This window comes from Chlorogloeopsis sp. ULAP01 (genome assembly GCF_030381805.1).
Taxonomy (GTDB): domain Bacteria; phylum Cyanobacteriota; class Cyanobacteriia; order Cyanobacteriales; family Nostocaceae; genus Chlorogloeopsis.
Genome location: NZ_JAUDRH010000029.1, coordinates 1 through 19010, shown reverse-complemented (window position 1 = coordinate 19010; position 19010 = coordinate 1). Strand labels below are relative to the sequence as shown.

At 42.7% G+C, this 19010-nt stretch carries 16 protein-coding genes and 1 pseudogene; 9 read left to right on the top strand and 8 right to left on the bottom strand.

Annotated features, from left to right (window positions below; genetic code table 11):
• From QUB80_RS34715 to QUB80_RS34705, 3 genes and pseudogenes are all read left to right on the top strand, one after another.
• A pseudogene (locus tag QUB80_RS34715) lies at positions 1-98 on the top strand (photosystem II protein D1); the annotation flags it as partial.
• A 479-nt stretch (positions 99-577) separates the two neighbouring features.
• On the top strand, positions 578-727 hold the full coding sequence (locus QUB80_RS34710; RefSeq protein ID WP_336622375.1) for a DUF4351 domain-containing protein: 150 nt from the start codon (positions 578-580) through the stop codon (positions 725-727).
• Between the two features lie 17 nt (positions 728-744).
• Positions 745-1914: a homocysteine biosynthesis protein gene (locus QUB80_RS34705; protein WP_289794008.1), complete on the top strand. Its 1170-nt coding sequence runs from the start codon at positions 745-747 to the stop codon at positions 1912-1914.
• Positions 1915-2036: 122 nt separating this feature from the next.
• On the opposite strand, the gene patR is transcribed toward QUB80_RS34705, so the two are convergent.
• Positions 2037-3038 carry a heterocyst master regulator PatR gene (patR, locus tag QUB80_RS34700; RefSeq protein WP_289794007.1) on the bottom strand — a complete coding sequence of 334 codons (1002 nt, stop codon included), beginning with the start codon at positions 3036-3038 and terminating at the stop codon, positions 2037-2039.
• A 376-nt stretch (positions 3039-3414) separates the two neighbouring features.
• Between patR and QUB80_RS34695 the strand changes: the two genes are divergently transcribed.
• Positions 3415-4266, top strand: a complete 852-nt coding sequence (locus QUB80_RS34695) for a tetratricopeptide repeat protein (RefSeq protein ID WP_289794006.1) — start codon at positions 3415-3417, stop codon at positions 4264-4266.
• Between the two features lie 113 nt (positions 4267-4379).
• Here the strand turns inward: QUB80_RS34695 and QUB80_RS34690 are convergent, their stop codons facing one another.
• The 4 genes from QUB80_RS34690 to QUB80_RS34675 form a co-directional block, all read right to left on the bottom strand.
• Positions 4380-5000, bottom strand: coding sequence for a TMEM165/GDT1 family protein (locus tag QUB80_RS34690; RefSeq protein WP_289794005.1), 621 nt, complete (start codon positions 4998-5000; stop codon positions 4380-4382).
• Positions 5001-5486: 486 nt separating this feature from the next.
• Positions 5487-7214: a succinate dehydrogenase/fumarate reductase flavoprotein subunit gene (locus QUB80_RS34685; protein WP_289794004.1), complete on the bottom strand. Its 1728-nt coding sequence runs from the start codon at positions 7212-7214 to the stop codon at positions 5487-5489.
• A gap of 297 nt (positions 7215-7511) precedes the next feature.
• Positions 7512-7826: a hypothetical protein gene (locus QUB80_RS34680; protein WP_289794003.1), complete on the bottom strand. Its 315-nt coding sequence runs from the start codon at positions 7824-7826 to the stop codon at positions 7512-7514.
• Positions 7827-7921: 95 nt separating this feature from the next.
• Positions 7922-8296 carry a hypothetical protein gene (locus tag QUB80_RS34675; protein ID WP_289794002.1) on the bottom strand — a complete coding sequence of 125 codons (375 nt, stop codon included), beginning with the start codon at positions 8294-8296 and terminating at the stop codon, positions 7922-7924.
• 336 nt (positions 8297-8632) lie between these two features.
• On the opposite strand from QUB80_RS34675, the gene QUB80_RS34670 reads away from it, so the two are divergent.
• Positions 8633-9319, top strand: a complete 687-nt coding sequence (locus tag QUB80_RS34670) for an SDR family oxidoreductase (protein WP_289794001.1) — start codon at positions 8633-8635, stop codon at positions 9317-9319.
• A 64-nt stretch (positions 9320-9383) separates the two neighbouring features.
• Positions 9384-10367 (top strand): alpha/beta hydrolase family protein, encoded by a 984-nt coding sequence (locus QUB80_RS34665; RefSeq protein WP_289794000.1) that lies wholly within the window; start codon positions 9384-9386, stop codon positions 10365-10367.
• A gap of 97 nt (positions 10368-10464) precedes the next feature.
• Here the strand turns inward: QUB80_RS34665 and QUB80_RS34660 are convergent, their stop codons facing one another.
• From QUB80_RS34660 to QUB80_RS34650, 3 genes are all read right to left on the bottom strand, one after another.
• Positions 10465-10905: a secondary thiamine-phosphate synthase enzyme YjbQ gene (locus QUB80_RS34660; protein ID WP_289794009.1), complete on the bottom strand. Its 441-nt coding sequence runs from the start codon at positions 10903-10905 to the stop codon at positions 10465-10467.
• 270 nt (positions 10906-11175) lie between these two features.
• Positions 11176-12423 (bottom strand): pyridoxal phosphate-dependent aminotransferase, encoded by a 1248-nt coding sequence (locus QUB80_RS34655; protein WP_289793999.1) that lies wholly within the window; start codon positions 12421-12423, stop codon positions 11176-11178.
• 90 nt (positions 12424-12513) lie between these two features.
• Positions 12514-13401: an ion channel gene (locus tag QUB80_RS34650; protein WP_289793998.1), complete on the bottom strand. Its 888-nt coding sequence runs from the start codon at positions 13399-13401 to the stop codon at positions 12514-12516.
• Between the two features lie 591 nt (positions 13402-13992).
• On the opposite strand from QUB80_RS34650, the gene QUB80_RS34645 reads away from it, so the two are divergent.
• The 3 genes from QUB80_RS34645 (at position 13993) to QUB80_RS34635 (ending at position 18939) form a co-directional block, all read left to right on the top strand.
• On the top strand, positions 13993-15033 hold the full coding sequence (locus QUB80_RS34645) for a response regulator (protein ID WP_289793997.1): 1041 nt from the start codon (positions 13993-13995) through the stop codon (positions 15031-15033).
• A 223-nt stretch (positions 15034-15256) separates the two neighbouring features.
• Positions 15257-18310, top strand: a complete 3054-nt coding sequence (locus tag QUB80_RS34640) for an ATP-binding protein (protein ID WP_289793996.1) — start codon at positions 15257-15259, stop codon at positions 18308-18310.
• 458 nt (positions 18311-18768) lie between these two features.
• On the top strand, positions 18769-18939 hold the full coding sequence (locus QUB80_RS34635; RefSeq protein ID WP_289793995.1) for a type II toxin-antitoxin system RelE/ParE family toxin: 171 nt from the start codon (positions 18769-18771) through the stop codon (positions 18937-18939).
• The last annotated feature ends 71 nt before the right edge of the window (positions 18940-19010 follow it).

The window sequence follows — 19010 nt, the reverse complement described above, 5'->3', positions numbered from 1 at the left end:
AAGTCATGCACGAGCGTAATGCTCACAACTTCCCTCTCGATTTGGCTTCTGCTGAGTCTGCTCCTGTTGCTATCAGCGCTCCCGCTATCAACGGTTAATCCTAAAGTTTGAATGCAAACGAAGACGCCCTTTATAAAGAGGGCGTTTTTTATTTTTAATAGTACTATGGTGTTTCCTAATCTGCGGAGGTACTGAGTACATTGCTAATATAATTGGGCAAGCCTCTGTGTAACCACCGAAGTTATGAGCCTTTTTGTGGAGGAGCTAAGTCGTAAAGCGACACGCTACGCGGTAAGCGCAGCCATGCCCGCAGGGCTTTACGCTAACGTCGGTAGATGTGTTCGCCGTCAGGCGTTGCGTTAGCCAGGGCGTATCCATTGGTAGTGGCTTCTGTAGACGCTTTGCCCGGCTTCCCTTAAGGTAAGTAGCCGGCGCACCCTGCGGGAAGCCGCTTGCGCGTCTACATACTTCTGTGTGCGCTACCTTAGTGCCCTCTACGTTTAAAACATTGGTTGTGTACCTCACTTAATAGGGGCTATAATTGCTTACTCGTCGGCTTGGTGTGATCGCTCCCTAGATAGAACAAAAGATACGTGTTTTATTGATCGCAAAATTAGAAGATTTGGGTGTAAACGCGCTTTGCGCGGCTTCTCGAAGAGTAGCACTGTTGGATTTCTCTAGCGAAACTGATTTAATCAGTTGGTTAGACACCCATTCCTACGAATAAAATCCGCTAGTTAAAATATGCGAACAATTGCGGAAGTAAATGAAAAAATCAGCCGCAAACGAGCTGTAGTATGGACTGTTGAAGAATTGAAAGCAAAAGTTGCAGAAGTAGGTGTAACTAAAGTTGCCAAGGAAGTTGATGTTATTACTACTGGCACTTTTGAGCCGATGGAATCTAGTGGTGCAATTATTAATCTCGGACATACTGACCCCCCAATTAAAATTCGTCGCTGTTGGTTAGATGGTGTGCCAGCATATCCCGGTTTTGGGGCTGTTGATTTATATTTGGGTGCAAGTTGCGCCGTGGAAGCAGTCGAGGGGGAAGAAGTTCGAGAACATGGTGGCGGTCATGTTATAGAAGATTTAATCGCAGGTAAACCAGTTCAAGTACGCGCCCAAGGACAAGTAACAGATTGTTACCCCAGAGCAAGCTTTGAAACCACAATTACTCGCGATACTATCAATCAGTTTTATTTATTTAATCCTAGAAATCTTTATCAAAATTTTATTGTTGGGGTAAATGGAGGCGATCGCCCACTATTTACTTACCTTGGCCCTTTACAACCACGTTTGGGCAATGCGGTTTACTCCAACCCTGGTGCCATTTCTCCCTTAATCAACGACCCCGATCTGCAAGTTGTTGGGATTGGTACGCGGATTTTCTTAGGAGGTGGGATTGGCTATGTGGCATGGGAAGGCACACAGCATTTTCCACTACAAAAGCGTTTACCCAATCGTACACCCATAGGCCCGGCTGCCACTTTAGCTTTAATGGGTGATGCCAAACAAATGAATTCTCGTTGGGTGCGGGGTTGTTATTTCAAAAATTACGGCCCTTCTTTGATGTTAGGTGTAGGTGTACCAATTCCCGTCTTAAACGAGGAAATAGTAGCTAGATGTGCAGTCCAAGACAAAGATTTGGTAGCACCGATAGTAGATTTTTCCATTCCCCGGCGAGTACGCCCTACCTTTGGTTTAGTCAGTTATGCTCAACTCAAATCCGGACGAATTTTGATTGAAGGCAAAACAGTACGTACCGCACCTCTTGCTAGCGTATTTCTCTCTCGGCAAGTCGCTCAAGAGTTGAAACAGTGGATTGAAGCAGGCAACTTTACCCTAACTGAGCCAGTTGCCTTAATTCCGATGGAGCGGTCTTTTCTTCCCCAAGATCGCTGGACGGAGTTTTAAGGCTGGGGCTGGGGACTAGGGGCTAGGAAAGAAGCACCAGGGGCAGAGGAGCTTGAGGAGCAAAGGAGCAATACCCAATCCCCGATCCCCAATCCCCAGTACCCAATCCCCAGTACTCAACTCTACTGTTCCGGTGGTTTCGGTCGTTTAACAGGTTTAGGAGTGACACCTTTTGGTGTTGGTTTTGTTGGCAAAGAGTCGCCTACTTTTTTATTTGGACGTGGGGTTTCTCCAGGTTTTCTGGGAGGATATGGTTTTCTGCCACCACCACCAGGACGTCCTCTACCTCCTCTAAATGGCGGTCTTCGGCCACCGCCTTTTTTGGGTAAGTTGGCGATCGCTTCACCATGTTCGATAACCAAGCATTCGCCTTCCCGCATGACTTGTAAATCCCAAAACTTTCCTACAGCTTTGGCATCAAGGCTACCCTTAAGCTTCAATTTAAAATACTTAGGTTTGTCATTTGGCTTGCGAGGGGATTGCTTGATTTTGATGACTAAATTTCCAGTATCGTAAGACTGGTAAACTATTTCGCCACGAACAGAAAAACCACCATCTGGAATCTCTGTTGAGGGTGTGAAATCATCTATATTAGGTTCCGACTGCTCCGATAAACTAGGATTTGGCGGCGGTTCCTCTGCTAAGTTCAAATCTTCTTGCTGTTCAGCTTTTGCCAAGTTTTCTGGCTCCCAAACCCCGACAATCTGGAGATGCAAATTGTCGTTCTCTTGGCGGGTGCGCGGATAGACTACCCACAGATGCTCTTGTTCTAAGTCAAGATGGTTTTTAACTAAACTCATAATTCGACCCAGAAGCACAGCATCAAGTTTTGTGTCATCTGCCGTTAGCATTACACCTTGAGTAAATTGTTCGCTGCTAGCAATGTAACGACCTCGAACTAAACCAATTGCTCGGTACTGCATTGGCTCACTGGGAGGCGGAATCGGATGCTGCCGATTCACAAAGTTTCCGTCATCACTGGCAGTAGTGCTTGGTGTATCAGGGGAGTTCTCTGGCTGAGATACTTCGGCTGCTACATCGGCAGTTGCCTGTTGATTAATTTGGACTTCACCAGAATTTGTTGAATTTGATGATTCAGGGGACGGCATCAGGTCGGAATTCATAGAAACTCCTTGGAGCGGAGACACATCCCAATTGTGGGATTTTACTAAAAAAGTGAAAAGAACATTTGTGTGACTGATCGAAAGTATATTTCCTTTCTAAACAGCCACTTCAGTTTGCCCTGCTATCATACTGAAAGATGCGATTTTTCGCATACACATACTAAATGTGTAATTTAACGCCTTTACACTAGTTTCGGAAGCATACCATAGCTACAATTTAGGCGGTTATTAATAAATTCATCACTTGCGTGGGCAGTGTAAATGAGTATTTGTTATAAAGTTCACAAACCATTCATAGTATTCCGCAAAGTTTTTCAAAGTTTTAACTTTCTCTATTTCTGTAAACGATAGTCTCATTAGAATTAAGGACGGTTTTGTGTCTCAGTCACGTAATCGTTGGTTAGTTAAAATCGTGCTAGTGCTGTCAGTGATTGGCTTTGTTGGGGTATCTATGGTTCCGATCATAGCCGCGTTTAGTGATACGCAATACTCCGGCCAAAACTTCTCCGGCACCAAAGGAACTTCTTCCTCCGATCAAAAATCAAAGCTGGAAGATGCAGCTCGGGGTTACGAACAGGTTTTGCAGCGAGAGCCAGAAAACCAAACAGCGCTGCGAGGCTTACTGGAGACACGTTTGCAATTACTGAGTTTAGGTGTAGGTGAAATTCAAGGGGTGATTGAACCTCTAGAAAAATTAGCCAAGCTAAATCCAGAACAGACTAAGTACGCCATACTCCTAGCGCAAGCAAAGCAGCAGACTGGCGATAAAGAGGGTGCTGCCCAAGCTTATCGCTCCATTTTGGAAACTAAACCAGGCGACCTTAACGCTTTGCAAGGTATGATAGCTCTTTTGCTAGAGCAAAAACGCCCAGAAGCAGCTATTGGCTTATTACAAGATACCCTCTCTAAAGCTACTGGGGCAAATAAAATTGAATCTGGTAGTGTGGATACTATTGCCGTGCAGGTAATGTTGGGTAATCTTCACGCCTCTCAAAAGCGCTACGAGCAAGCCTCGCTTGCATACGATCAAGCAATAAAAAGCGCTCCTAATGATTTTCGCCCCGTTTTAGCAAAGGCAATGGTTTTAAAAGAGCAGGGCAAACCGAAGGAGGCTCAACCCTTATTTAGTAAAGCTGCGACTTTAGCACCCGCTCAATATAAAGACGAAATTAACAAGAGGGCAACTGAAGCCACCACTCCCACTCCGGCTGATTCTTCAACGCCTTAGGAGAGGATGGGGGGACAAGGAGTTGAGGGAGGCGAGGGAGATGAGGAAGTGATAAGAGTAAATTCTTCCCCATCTTCCCTATCTCCCTCATTTGTTCCTCTCCAACTCTTTCTTTACGCTCCTTCTAAAGCGGCAACAATACCAAATACAATAAACAGGCATCCGCCAATGAAAGTGAGGATGCGTTCGGAAATTCGTCCTGCCAACATTCGTCCGCCAAGAACAGCGATCGCTGCACAAATACTATGTCCTAAAATTGCACCAATTGTGACTCCAATGGGATTATTGCTTGCTGCTAAGGCGATAGTGGCAAATTGGGTGCGATCACCCCACTCAGCCATAAATGTTAATAAAAAAGCTTCTAAGATAATTGCCCAAGAAGTTTTTTGCTTTGGCAATTTCTTCTCTGCCTTGGCAACAGCATCTTTTGCCTCTTCTACAACTTCTGTAGCGCAAGTAGAAGCAGGCATTTTGCTGGCTTCGTACAACAGCTTTATACCAAAGGCAGTAAATAAAACAATTTCAGCGTAGTAGATATAAATTTTTGGCAGCAAGGACGCTGCTTGTCCCAATACTACAGAAAGTATTGTCATCGCCGCCAAGGCAGCTGTCACTCCCGCAAATACCAACCGTCGGGGATGCTGCATTGATAAAATCGCGGCAATAAAAAAAGTTTTATCCCCTAACTCAGAAATTGTAATTAGTAATAAACCTGCGGTAAAAGCTGTTAGCACTCTCTCAAGCTCCTAAAGAATTGTTTTCCTGAGGTGCGAAGCTCGATGAGAGTTGCAATACTTCACCAAGCTCCACACTTTTTTGTGTGAACTTAGTGAAGGTCTCGCTTCCAATTAGCTAATTCTTATTTGCTTGCTTGTCATCTGAACCAGGCTCATCGCCAGTATGTTGATTCAGATGTACTGGCTAATAGTTTTTGCCAGCAGCTACTCCCCTTCTATTCTTAGGTAATTATACATCTATCTAAAGTTGTGGTAAAGGGATTATTGATTTTTTACACTTCGCCCCTAGAATGCCTGGAACTTAAGTTCCTCTCTCATAACTCAAGTCAGTTAAAACGGACTGAAAATCTTACCTAGTCAGTTTTAACTGACTTTAGCTTTTAGCCAAGAAATAAATTTCTTGGCAGACAAGAGCACAGATGCAAAATATAAGTTTACCTATCTCCGAAACTCTAGCTAATATTTTTATCTCCAAAACTTTGGCTAATATTTCCTCTCCTGTGGTTGAAACCTAGTAATTGTCACTGGACGATACTGAATATCAATCCCTGCTGGTGAATAATAAGCCATTGTGTGTTTTAAGAAATTCACATCATCTCGCTGGGAATAATCTTCACGAAAATGAGCGCCGCGACTTTCTTGCCGATTAAAAGCTGAGGACAAAATTATCTGCCCTACTACCATCAAACTCTGAAGTTCTAACGCCTCTACTATTTCGGTATTCCAGCAATCGCCTTTGTCGTCTAAATAAATTTCCGTATACTGTTGTTGCAACTCTTGTAACTTTTGCAATCCTTCACGCATTAATGCTTCAGTGCGGAAAACACCGCAATATTCGGTCATGGTATCCTGGAATGCCTGACGAACTTGGTTAATGCGATATTTCCCAGGCTGATCTAGTAAGGATTGCAGTTGTTGCTGTGCTTCGCGGAGGTAACGTTGTTCATCCACAGTGGGCAATTTGCGATTTTCTACATATTGGGCGATCGCTGCGCCAGTTCTGCGTCCGTAAACGACACATTCCAACAGAGAATTACTACCGAGGCGATTGGCACCATGTACGGAAACACAAGCACTTTCACCAGCAGCGAAAAAGCTTTCCACTAAATTGTCGCCACTACTGCGGACTCGTCCATCTGTGTTAACGGGGATACCGCCCATACAATAGTGAATGGTGGGGCGAACGGGCATCGGTTCCGTAATAGCGTCAACACCGACAAGGCGATGAGCTTCTTCCCAACAGAAGGGAATGCGGCTCATAATTTTTTCTTTGCCCATATGACGCAAGTCAAGATAGACAAAAGGCCCTCCAGCGCTACCATCAGGATGAATACCACGTCCGGCGCGAATTTCGTAAGCGATCGCCCGTGAGGTAATATCACGGGGCGCAAGTTCCATCCGACTAGGAGCATATCTCGCCATAAAGCGTTCTCCCTCGCTGTTAATCAGATACGCCCCTTCACCACGTACCGCCTCCGAAATCAGCACACCTACCGGATACAACCCCGTAGGATGAAATTGCACAAATTCCATATCTTCTAGAGGTAAACCAGCAAGTGCTGTCATTGCGAGACCATCACCTGTAGAAGCATAATCATTTGAGGTGGTATTATATACTCTTCCATAGCCACCAGTAGCAAACATCACAGCTTTGGTGCGTACTACCTCTACTTGCCCATCTAAGATATGGTACATCACCACTCCCTTTGCCTGATTATCTTCCAAAATCAAGCGCATGACGTACCACTCTTGGTAAATATGTACACCATATCGCCGCAAATTGTTTACCAATTCGTGTAAGATTGCGTGACCGGTTTTATCAGCAGCATAGCAAGTACGGTTGTGAGAATGCCCGCCAAAAGCTCGTTGGGCAATGCGCCCATCACTCAAGCGCGAGAACAAAACACCCATGTGTTCTAAGTCAATCACCACGTCAGGGGCTTCACGGGTGAGAATTTCGACTGCATCTTGATCTGCCAAATAGTCGGAACCCTTGACGGTATCAAAAGCGTGTGCTTCCCAACTATCAGAGGAATCAACATTTTTTAATGTCGCGGCAATCCCACCTTGGGCAGCAACTGAGTGAGAACGAATTGGATGGGTTTTGGCAACCACAGCTACATCCAAGCTAGGATTACTCCTGGCAATTTTCACTGCCGCTCGACATCCAGCCAAGCCGCCGCCAATAATAATGACATCGTGTTCTAGCATAATCAGTCCCAACAGCAAAGTTGCTGTTCTATTGTAAAAATTTGATAATCACGCTGGTAAAACAATTCCCCGCCAAAAGACGGGGAGATCGTGTTGATGTTTGAATTTGAAGTAGGGGAAGCAGCGTGTTTTTTCTAGGGACTGCTGTAAAGGTTTAGCAAGATATCTTGTTTGCCTACAAATATCCTGGTTAAACACACCTATGACAGGTAGTAAAGAATTCACACTCTCTACTCCTTGTTCTGCCCAGTCTCCAGTATTCAATTTAAAATATAAAACCTAAAATCTAAAAATTGCTTAACTAGTTGCTTTTGCTGGTTGTTGTTGGGAAACATTACCAGGAATTGGTTCCATTTTTGTTCCTGATTCTAGAGGAGTCAATTCAATGTGATTCAACAAAGTTGTGACGAAGGCAAAAAGCAAAAATGGCAGAGACAACAAAACGACGAGTCCAACAGCAGCTAAAGCATAGACAGGTCGTCTAGCACCCATCAACGCCAAGGCTGATGCCAAACTAACGGTAATTGTTATTAACCAAACTATAATTTGACCGTAGATATCGCCAAAGGTTAGGGTACAGACAAACCGATACTTTTGAATATTATTCATCATTTAATTTGCCTCTCATGTCTCCTTGGTTCTACCTTAAAACCAGGTTTGAATTTTTGACAATTTCTAAATATTTTTGAAACAATTGTAATATCACTTTACAATCTCTCAGCTTTATGATTTTCTCGCAAAAAATCAGCAGATTCACTAGATTCTAACGATTTAATTTTCCTCTGTAAATCTAAGTCATCACTGCTAATAATTGTTTCTAAATTCGCAATTCTTTGTTCTAGGTATTGTAACTTTTGAGGTGACAAATAGTTAGCTTTGGATTTTTTATCATCGGAACGCCATACGGATAAGGTTCCTACTGTTGCGCCTGTCAGAGCAGCTAAAGGGAGAATCGGGCCGCTTCTAGTCGCAGCTGAGAGTGGGATACAAATTGCTAAAATTCCTACTGTCATTCCCCAGATTTTTGAGATTGCTGCCACTCGAATATCGCGATCAGTATTTTCTTGCGCTTTCTTAGCCATACCCATACCCAAAAAGACTTATTTTCTAGGTTGGCATCTTTATCTATTCGGCGGCTTCCTACTATTGGATTAAGTATATGTACTTTTTTGTTTTCTTTACCAGAATGAACCTGGTAACGACAATTATAAAATAACTTAATTAGGCAAACTAATTATATTTATCTTAATTTTTAATTAAATAACTTTATACAGTGCAATATATTTTAATTTTAAAAAATATTAATAAACTAACAAAGACAATAACAAAGACAAAATTTCGACTTTGAATACCTCGGCGTTCAAAGAAAGATATATTAAATACTTGTATTTGTTGAAGCCACATATTTTGAAAAATCCATGACAACAGCATCCTATATCTTCTTAGCTGGAGCCAGTCGTGGCATTGGTAGAGAAATTGCCAAATGCTTAATCGAGCAACAAACTCATGTCAAGGCGCTCCTCAGAACGGAAACAACTCGCGGTGAATTAGAAACGATGGGAATGAAGGTGGTTTTGGGAGATGCGATGAATGTGGATGATGTCGAACGCGCAATGTCTGAGGATGAGCCTATCGACGCTGTTATTAGTACAATCGGAGGTTTAGCTAAAGATAATGACAGGGCAGATTATATCGGTAATAAAAATCTAATCGATGCGGCAGTCAAAGCAGGAGTGCAAAAGTTTATTTTAGTAACTTCGATTGGCACTGGAAATAGTGTTGTTGCTTTATCTCCGCAAATTTTGGAAGCTTTGCAACCCGTATTAATTGATAAAGAAAAAGCCGAACAACATTTAAGAGCGAGTGGACTAAACTACACTATTATCCGTCCTGGTGGCTTGCAGTCAGAAAATTCAACAGGTAATGGAGTTTTAACTGAAGATATAAACGTCGCTGGTATGATTAATCGTGCCGATGTAGCACAGTTAGTTTGTAAATGCTTAAATTCTGATGCTGCTAACAATAAAGTCTTGTCGGCGGTAGACAAAAATCTGCTGTTTGGACAACCTGTATTTGAAGAATTTCGTTTGGATGAAAGAATTTGAGAAAATTTGAGAAAATTATGATGAGCAGTTAAAATTTGATTGCAGTGCGTAAGAAATATCTGACATGACTGTTCGTGCTTTTTTTCAAGCCGCAAAAGTCGATAATGCTCAATCTCCTTACGATACTATTCTTCTGAAAATTCTATATCCAGCACAGATGTCGGGAAGTCACCTAGAAAAGGATATGGGAATTGTGCCTGCCGATCCACAAATGGCACCCTTCCCAGTGGTGATTTTCTTTAATGGAGTTAATTGTGAAGCCCATAGTTACCAATGGCTGGCTGTAAAGTTGGCGGAACGTGGATTGGTGGTAGTTACATTTAACTGGGTTGGGGAGAATCTTTCAGGAATAGTTAGTCTTACCCCAGGAGTGGATATTACTGCGTGGAAACCAGAAATTTACGGTACTGCTCCCACAGCTTCCGCTTTGCCTACACTGCTAACTAAATTGGAAAAGTTACAGACAGAGGGAATCCTGGCTGGGATGCTCGACCTAGAAAGAATAATTTTAGGTGGACACTCCGCAGGTGGTAGAGTAGCAATAGAAAATGCAAGTCCTCGGTTTTTCCCGCAAGTGGTGGCATCTTTTGCTTATGCTGCCCACAGTATGGGGACGATAATGTTGGGATACGAACCAGGTACGATTTTGCCTTTACCGGATTCCCTACCCATGTTGCTAATTGGGGGAACCTGTGATGGGGTAATTGCCAATAGTAGCGATCGCTATGGCATTAGTTCAGGTGATGCAACTACTTCTGTCATGCGTACATTCCAAGAGGCGATTTCTGGAGGGAGAAATGATAGCTATCTGGTATTCTTAGAGGGAGCAAATCATTTTACATTTGTTGACCCCTTCGACTCTACCACGGGTAGAGCGTTTCTAGATTTCCCAGCTACTCAACCTGCTGAACCAAGCCGATTATTGATGGCAGATATAATTGGTTTATTTATTGATGCCCATGTTCGCCACCAATCAGAGGCTTCTAGTGCACTTCATCAATTATTAAATACTGCCAATCCTTTGATTCAATCTTGGAAGTGTAAGTAATAAGTAGAAGGCAGATGGCAGAAGGAAAATTTATCCTATCTACTTTCTTGGCATATGCATTTTTACTTTTAATTATCTTTACTTACTGAATAATTTTTCATTCACCAGAAATTTGACAAAATACAGTTCTTTTGCGCGGGCCATCTAATTCAAAAAACAAGATAGACTGATAGGTTCCCAACGCTAACTTGCTATCAACAATAGGAATTACCTCGCTGTTATTCAGTATCATTGCCATCAGATGAGAATGAGCATTTATTGGTTCATCTGGTGGTATATTTGGTCTTAAATGCAAGTCATTATGTAAGTAACGCTCTGATTCTGGTGCTAATTTTTGCAAAAAAAATTTGATATCTTCTAATAATCTTTCTTCGTTTTCATTGATAGCTAAAGCTGTTGTTGTATGGCGAGCAAAAACTAATACTTGACCATTTTGAATTGGTGTTGAGGAAATAACTGCTTCAATTTGAGGAGTAATGTTATGAATATTAATTCCTTGGAAAGTGTCTATTTCAATTAATTTATTAATAATTGGCATTGGTGTGATTTTATATTTTGAAGTAGCTAAATTTAACGAAGAATTATATCCTAACATTAGAATGAATTCCACGGTTATAAAGACATAAATAAACTAACTTTTTCCGTTTTCTATACTTTCTTCTTAAGTCCTTAGTAGCTTTTACTAATCTGTATACATAAGAGGATAAGGATACAAGGAGCAAAATTTTCCTCTTGTCCTAATTTCCTACCAACGGATATGCCGCTTACGCGTCTACTGGCTCGTACCATCAGTATAGCTGCCTTCTACTTATACCAATTCTGTATAAAGATGCGCTAACGCGCAAGAAAGAAACGAACCACAAAGGGCGCAAAGAACACAAAGAAAAGAGGTATTAGCAATCTTTTTTAAACCTCTTACCAATCTTTCTATTCCCTCTTTTGCCGTCTCTTTTTGCAATGCACCGTATGCTATACGCAGATAACATCCGTGATTCATGCCAAAGGTTGTACCAGGAATTACTGCTACTTGATGTTCTTGAATTAATCTTTTAACTAACTCAAAGGTATCTATTTGGGTGTTTACTTTCAGGAAAAAATAGAATGCACCATCAGCAGGAGTAATCGTACATAAACCTTCGAGATCCTGAAGGGACTTTAGCACTAATTCTCGTATTTGGGCGATCGCTTCAATATTTTTGCTCAAATATTCCTGTTTTGCCTGTAAAGCACCCAAAGCTGCATACTGAGAAACTACAGGCGCACAAATCAAATTTGTATCCTGAACTTTCTTGACAGCAACAAGCAGATGTTTTGGAATCACCATATAGCCAATGCGCCAACTAGCAAAACCGTAGGCTTTAGAAAGACTGTAGAGAGAAATTGTGTATTCGCTACTACCTGGAAATGTGCCTGGAGAAGTATGCTTGACGCCATTATAAGTAAAGTATTCATAAGCTTCATCGCTGATATGGTAAATCCCGCGATCGCGACAAATTTGATTTACTTGTTTTAAAGCAGACTTTGAATACACAACTCCAGTCGGATTATTTGGGGAGATTGTCACCACTGCCCGTGTTTTTGGAGTAATAGCTTGGGCGATCGCATCTAGACGCAGTTGGTAATTTTCATCTGTTTCCACCAACACCGGGTGACATCCTGCCATCATAATCGCCATTTCGTGATTGAAATAGTAAGGTGTGTTTAGAATAATTTCATCTCCCACTGATGTAATGGCAAGAATGGCATTCATAAACCCCATGTTGCTACCTGCGGTGACAACTATGCAGTTTTTGTCGTTAATTTCAATCCCGTTAAAGCTTTGCAATTTTGCTGCTAATACTTTTAATAGCGGAGGAATACCCTCAACAGCTTTGTATATATGATTTGTTGGTTCAGCAAGGAATTGCGGTAAAAGTTCGATGGCTTCCGGTGGTGGGCTGTAATAAACTACACCTTGTCCAAGGGAAATAGTACCAGGAGAGTTTCTAATCAATTCTCCTACAACAGGAATGATGGGCGACTGTACCGCCTCCATACGAGATGTAAAATTTTTCATGGAAATTACACAACCTTCTGCCTTCTGCCTCTGTGCAGTCGCACTCGACGCGCTTAACCCGCAAGGGCGCGCTGCTCTCTACCTCCTGCCTTATTCTATCGGTATAACATCATGAAAGCGGGAATAATCTATGGTGCGCCTACCTTCCCGCGTCTTGGATAAAATATCTACAAAGCGCATATTCCAGAAAATCTCCCCAGCGATAAACGAATGACGGGCATGAATAATCTGGGACACAGTTTCATCAAGTCCGGTGAGAGTTACTACTACTTCCATCTCCTCCTCAATCATATCTTCTGGTGTCACTCCATACAGGGGACTGTTCTCATCAATTGAATGCATAACTGTCCAAGTTAAGGCAAAAAGTGGTGTTTGACTGCGAAGCAATTGCACATCATAAAATCGCCGCATGAAATCCCCTTCAGCAGTAATTTCATTTCGTACTACAGTCACCCGAATTTGTGCTTCTAAAATCCAGTTTTGCCGTTCGTTGGCAACTCGAAACATTAATGTTGGTAAACCATTGTAAGGTGCAATGACCGCCACACGACTAAATGTGACTCGTGCTTTAGGAAGCGAAAATCTGGCAAACATCAGTCCCGTTCCTACTGCTAGCCCCATCAACCCAATTAGCGATTCTATGGTTACTAAGACATGGGCATAAGTTGTTTTGGGGAACATGGCTCCGTAGCCGATGGATGCCATAGTTTGAACACTGAAAAAAAACGCATCCAAGAAGCTACCCGGACGTGCGTTTTCTATACCATTTCCACCTGCTAGGTATGCCAAAGCAAATAAAGCGTTAATAACTAGATATCCTAAACTAACTAGCGCGATAAACTGAGGCCAAGCAAGAGAAAGTAGCCAATGGTATAAGTCTCCCCAATGGGAGTTTGATATACCTTTACGCACAACGTTAAAGCCGCCCTCAGGGTTAATCATGCGCGGCACTGGAGTTTTGCGAACTACTTTTTTCATTGATGGCAGGGTAATGTTGGCAAGAACCCAAAACAGGTAATTTCTACCCAATTATCCAACAAATACAGCAAAGGTTACATGATGCAATAACGAGGACAAAATATTACAGTATGTTAATGCAGCAACTGCATTTTATAAATTCGGTAACTGCAATTAGATAATAAAAAACGTACCTACCAAATGTCATGATTGGTAGGTTCATAGTTTGTTGGTTTTTCAGCACGAAAGGTAGTTCTGAATGGTAACTTTCGGCAACTGCCTTTCTGCCGTATCTAAAATTTATGTAGCAAACTAGCGTGAATGCTTTATTTTTCAAGAAATTATTAGTTAACATCAGGATTTTATCATAAGACATAAGTTTTATTAATTTTTTTAGTATAATTTAGCTATTTCTACCAAAGTCGTATAGCCCAAAGCACCCTACGAAGACTGAAAATATACAACCTTAGATGTAGCGATCGCGCCCTTCGAAGTGATTCATAATAAAGACAGAAGTAAAGGAACTCTGCTATTTATAGCTCATAAATTTTCAGTGTGATTTTCCTTCTAGAAAACTGGCATCAAAAATTTTGATCAACAACCAACCTAGTTGTGAGCGAAGAAGAATTTACTCAGCATTTTCAAATTATCCGTCAGCAGATAGAGGCGCTGCAAAAATATATTGACCTAACACCAACACAGCAGCAACAAGTAGCTGAAGCAATGGAGGAGATCGTCGCCTCTTTAGGGAACCTCCAATTATTTCAAGAAGAAACGCAGGCTAGCTTGGAAGCAATGGAGGATATTCAGGACGAACTGCTCCAGCAAAATGAGTATCTGGCAGTAGAATGTCAGCATTATTATGAACTGTTTAATTTTGCACCTGATGCCTATTTGCTAACAGATGCTCAAGGAATGATTCAAAAAGCTAACCGTGAGGCTGGCGCATTATTTAACGTATTACCCAACTTCCTCATTGGTAAACCATTAGTCAACTTTGTGGCTGAGGTAGAGCGATCGCTCTTTCGTACCAAACTAAATCAGTTGTCCCAATTAGACTCTTTGCAAGAGTGGGAAATAGTTATTTGTCCGCGTGGCGGTGAACCTTTTGATGCAGCGCTGATGGTAGCACCTATCCGCAATACTTCTGGGCTACTAGTTTCGCTACAAATTAGCATACGCGATGTTACTAAGTACAAGCAGGCGAATTTACAACTCCAGGCAATAGCGAGTCAGCTGCTGCCAGAGGCAGCAGCTGTAGAAACTCCTCGTTCGCTCGATGGCTTGCAGGTACTGTTTGTAGATGATGAAGCCGACGCCCGCGAATTTATTACTACAGTATTGGAGCAACATGGAATTTTAGTAACAGCAGTCAACTCTGTTGCTGAGGCACTCGAAGTGCTGGAGCAATTACACCCTGATGTCATAATCAGTGATATCAGGATGCCCGATGAGGATGGCTATGCTTTGATTCGCAAAGTTAAAACACTAGAAGCAGAGAAAGGATGGCAGATTCCTACAGCTGCCTTGACTGCTTATCTTGCAGAAGACAGAGCAAAAGCAATAAAAGCAGGTTTTCAGTCGCATTTACATAAACTTGCAGAGCCAACAGAGTTAGTAGCAATGGTGGCACAGCTGGCTGGACGAGGTTAAATTCAGTTATCAGTTGTCAGATATATTGATAAGTACTTGTGCAAAGTAAATTATCTATTTAGGAAAGGAAGGAAAAGGGAACAGTATTAAGACACAGGAGTTTCAGAAGTTTTGAGAAATAACTAAATATTTATGCTTCGGTACTTAACTGATAACTGATAACTGTTTACTGTTCACTGATAACTGATAACTGAGATATTAGTAGATTTTTCCCAGGTTAAAGATGGATAGCTTAACCAAAGGCAAGAAAGCCGCTCTCGCTGATGTATTTGCAGGCGGTGGCGAAATGGGAGCATTGATGCGATCGCACGATTGGGCAAACACTTCCCTGGGTTTGATCAAAAACTGGCCGCAGAGCCTGAAGACTCTCGTAAGCACAATACTTGCATCTCGCTTTCCCCAAGCCATTTACTGGGGAGAGGACTACATCCAGTTTTACAACGATGCCCTAATTCCCATCTATGGAGCATATCACCCCCATGCCCTGGGACAACCCCTCCGCCAGACGTGGACAGAAGTGTGGGATGACCAGTTTTCGTCGATGTGTGAGGGTGTCAGAAACACGGGTGAAGTCTTCTTTGTGAAAGATCAACCTCAGCTCGTCTTGCGCTTTGGCTACCTGGAGGAAGCCTATTTCACCTACTGCTATAGCCCTGCCCGCGATGAGACGGGCAAGAGCAGGGGGATATTCGCTACCATAACTGAAACCACCCAGCAAGTGATTAGTCAACGTCGCTTGACGATGCTGCGAGAGTTAGCTACGGCGGTCAGTGGAGGAGCAAAAACGCTACAGTCCGCCTGTCTTGCTGCCGCTAATACGCTCAACCCCTACGATATTCCGTTTGCACTGTTCTATTGGGTTGATAAGCAAGGCATTCAAGCAGAACTGGTTGCTTCAACTGGACTCCCGGCTGATAGTATCGTACCCAAAACCATAAATCTCACCGAGCAAGAGGATGTTCGTAGCTGCCCGTTTGTTGAAGTGCTACAAAGTCACGAGCCACAGATGGTTACAGATGTGGTTGAACGCTTCGGGGCATTACCCGGAGTACCATGGCCAGAAAGTCCTCATTCTGCGTTGATTCTACCTATCTTGGGAAGCAACAAAGAAATTGTGGAATGTCTGCTCGTTGCTGGAATCAGCCCCCGGCTTAAGTTTGATTCTGAATATCGCACATTCCTGGAATTGGTTGCCCAGCAGGTTGAAAGTTCCATTACCACTGCTCAGATTTATGAGCAAGAACACCAGCGAGCCGAAGCATTGACAGAATTAGACCGTGTCAAAACAGCCTTCTTTAACAACATCAGCCATGAATTTCGCACGCCGCTAACATTGATGCTCAATCCACTTGAGCAAGTAATTGCCCAAACACAAGGTTCACTCCAGCCCGAACAGCGCGAACAACTGGCGATTGTGCAGCGAAATGCCATGAGATTGCACAAACTAGTCAATACTTTACTTGACTTCTCCCGAATTGAGGCAGGCAGAATACAAGCAGTTTATGAGCCAACTGATTTAGCTGGATTTACAGCCGAGCTAGCCTCAGTTTTCCGTTCGGCTATTGAAACAGCACAGATGCAATTACTCATAGATTGTCCACCACTGAGTGAGCCTGTGTATGTAGACCGCGAAATGTGGGAGAAAATTGTTCTTAACTTAATCTCCAATGCATTTAAGTTCACCTTTGAGGGTGAGATTGCCGTTTCATTACACCAAATTGGTGACAAAGTAGAGCTAAAAATACGCGATACAGGTACAGGCATCAAGAGCGAAAATTTACCCCGAATTTTTGAGCGCTTTCACCGCATACGAGGCGTAAAAGCAAGGAGCCATGAAGGGTCGGGCATTGGGCTAGCTTTGGTGCAAGAACTCGTTCACTTACATGACGGCACTATAAAAGTGGAGAGTGTCTTCGGTAAGGGAATAACTTTCACAGTCACCCTGCCCACAGGCTCATCGCACTTGCCAAGCGAGCAAATTACTGCCGAACGTACACTAAATTCAACATCAATTGGTGCTGCCCCCTACGTCCAAGAAGCGCTGCGGTGGATACCAGAAGGAGGGACTAGGGAAAGGACAAGGGGACAACCAGACAAGGAGACAAGGGGAATAACCAATCCCCAATCACGCCAGTCCACTCAACGGGGGAAACCCCCGCACGTGGCTGGCTCCCCAATCCCCCGCATTCTCCTTGTTGATGATAATGCCGATATGCGCGACTACTTGCAGCGTCTGCTGTTAGAAAGATGGCAGGTAACAGCTGTTGCGAATGGAGCAGATGCACTAAATGCGATCGCCCAGCAATTACCAGATTTGGTACTTACCGATGTGATGATGCCAGAGGTAGACGGTTTTCAATTGCTAAATGCATTGCGTGCCGATCCAAAGACAAAAGGTATGCCCATTATCCTGCTCTCGGCTCGTGCAGGAGAAGAGGCGGCAATTGAGGGTTTGCAAGCAGGAGCTGATGACTATTTGATCAAGCCCTTTTCTGCCCAGGAACTGATCGCCCGCGTAGATTCTCACTTACAAATTATGCGTCTGCGTCAGGAAATATCTTCCAATTGCCTCAAGGATGAGTTTTTAGCCACCGTTACCCACGAACTTCACGCTCCCTTAGCTGCTATCCTGGGCTGGACTCGCTTACTAAGTTCAAAAACCCTAGACGAGACTACTGTTTTACGTGCTTTAGATACCATTGAGCGTAATGCTAAAAATCAGGCAAAGCTGATTGAGGATCTGCTGGATATCTCAACTATTCTCTCAGGTAAGGTTTGCTTGGCTTATCAACCAGTCAACCTCACAGACATAATTGAAGAAGTTATTAATACAACTTCCACAAATGCTCAGGCTAAGAGAATCAATATTATCAAAACGTTACATATAACTTCTACTCATGGTGAGATTTGTGTTTTAGGCGACTTCTTGCGCTTGCAGCAAGTTGTAACAAAATTACTTGACAATGCTATTAAATTTACGCCAATAGAGGGAAGTATAAAAGTTCGACTTGATGCTGATGACTCTTGGTGCTCTATTCTCATCAGCGATACTGGTATCGGGATTGGTGCCGACTTTCTCCCCCGTGTCTTCGATCGCTTTACTCAAGCGGAAGTTCCCAGCCGTCACTCCCCAGGGGGTTTGGGGTTGGGGCTGGCGATCGCTCTTCAACTTGTCCAACTACACGGAGGTACAATTGAGGCAGCAAGTGATGGAATTGGACGAGGCGCAAAGTTTACTGTCAAATTACCGTTGATGATATCAGTAGAGAGTCCTTAAATTTCCCGAATCGAAAAGCATTCAAGCAGATTGAGAAAGCATTTAGGCTTTTTGCTTACAGAAAATATCTTTAGGAGTGCGCGATTTACCGAAATGAGAACTCATTTAAGCATTTTGAGTAAGCAATATGCCATTTTGCTTGCGGAAAACACTAAAATGAGTGCGCGATTTACCGAAATGAGAACTCATTTAAGCATTTTGAGTAAGCAATAAGACATTTTGCTTGCGGAAAACACTAAAATGAGAAAGCAAAATGACATTTTGAGAAAGCATTTAGACAAAACGAGAAAGCAAACAGGCATTTTGCTAAATGATTTTAAAGTTACATTAAAGGAGGAGCAGTAAAAGTTTGGCTTAATAGTATTGATTATCAAGCTACGCTTTAAATTAGAGATATAGGTGTGAGAACTAATGTCGAATTTCGATTTTAAGTTTGCGCTCACTCGAATAAGCTTATTATGAGTAAAGAAGAACAGTTACTAGAATATTGGCGCGAACTCCCCCCTGAAGCGCAAGATAAAGTGATTCAATTCGCACAATCGTTAAAACCCCAGCCGGAATTTGTTCCACAAACTCCCCTTGGCAAAAAGCTATGGGAAATTCGTCAACACGTGAGTTCGACGGGTTGATTTAGGTGCAAAAAAAAGCTGAGACTGGAATTAAGAAGAAAAAATAAAGGGTGTCTCAGCTATGTCGACAA

Coding starts and splice junctions, on each gene's coding strand:
- QUB80_RS34670 (WP_289794001.1), top strand. CDS start 8,633: ATGACAACAGCATCCTATATCTTCTTAGCTGGAGCCAGTCGTGGCATT.
- QUB80_RS34635 (WP_289793995.1), top strand. CDS start 18,769: ATGAGTAAAGAAGAACAGTTACTAGAATATTGGCGCGAACTCCCCCCT.
- QUB80_RS34660 (WP_289794009.1), bottom strand. CDS start 10,905: ATGCCAATTATTAATAAATTAATTGAAATAGACACTTTCCAAGGAATT.
- QUB80_RS34650 (WP_289793998.1), bottom strand. CDS start 13,401: ATGAAAAAAGTAGTTCGCAAAACTCCAGTGCCGCGCATGATTAACCCT.
- QUB80_RS34685 (WP_289794004.1), bottom strand. CDS start 7,214: ATGCTAGAACACGATGTCATTATTATTGGCGGCGGCTTGGCTGGATGT.
- QUB80_RS34680 (WP_289794003.1), bottom strand. CDS start 7,826: ATGATGAATAATATTCAAAAGTATCGGTTTGTCTGTACCCTAACCTTT.
- QUB80_RS34640 (WP_289793996.1), top strand. CDS start 15,257: ATGGATAGCTTAACCAAAGGCAAGAAAGCCGCTCTCGCTGATGTATTT.
- patR (WP_289794007.1), bottom strand. CDS start 3,038: ATGAATTCCGACCTGATGCCGTCCCCTGAATCATCAAATTCAACAAAT.
- QUB80_RS34655 (WP_289793999.1), bottom strand. CDS start 12,423: ATGAAAAATTTTACATCTCGTATGGAGGCGGTACAGTCGCCCATCATT.
- QUB80_RS34665 (WP_289794000.1), top strand. CDS start 9,384: ATGACTGTTCGTGCTTTTTTTCAAGCCGCAAAAGTCGATAATGCTCAA.
- QUB80_RS34675 (WP_289794002.1), bottom strand. CDS start 8,296: ATGGCTAAGAAAGCGCAAGAAAATACTGATCGCGATATTCGAGTGGCA.
- QUB80_RS34705 (WP_289794008.1), top strand. CDS start 745: ATGCGAACAATTGCGGAAGTAAATGAAAAAATCAGCCGCAAACGAGCT.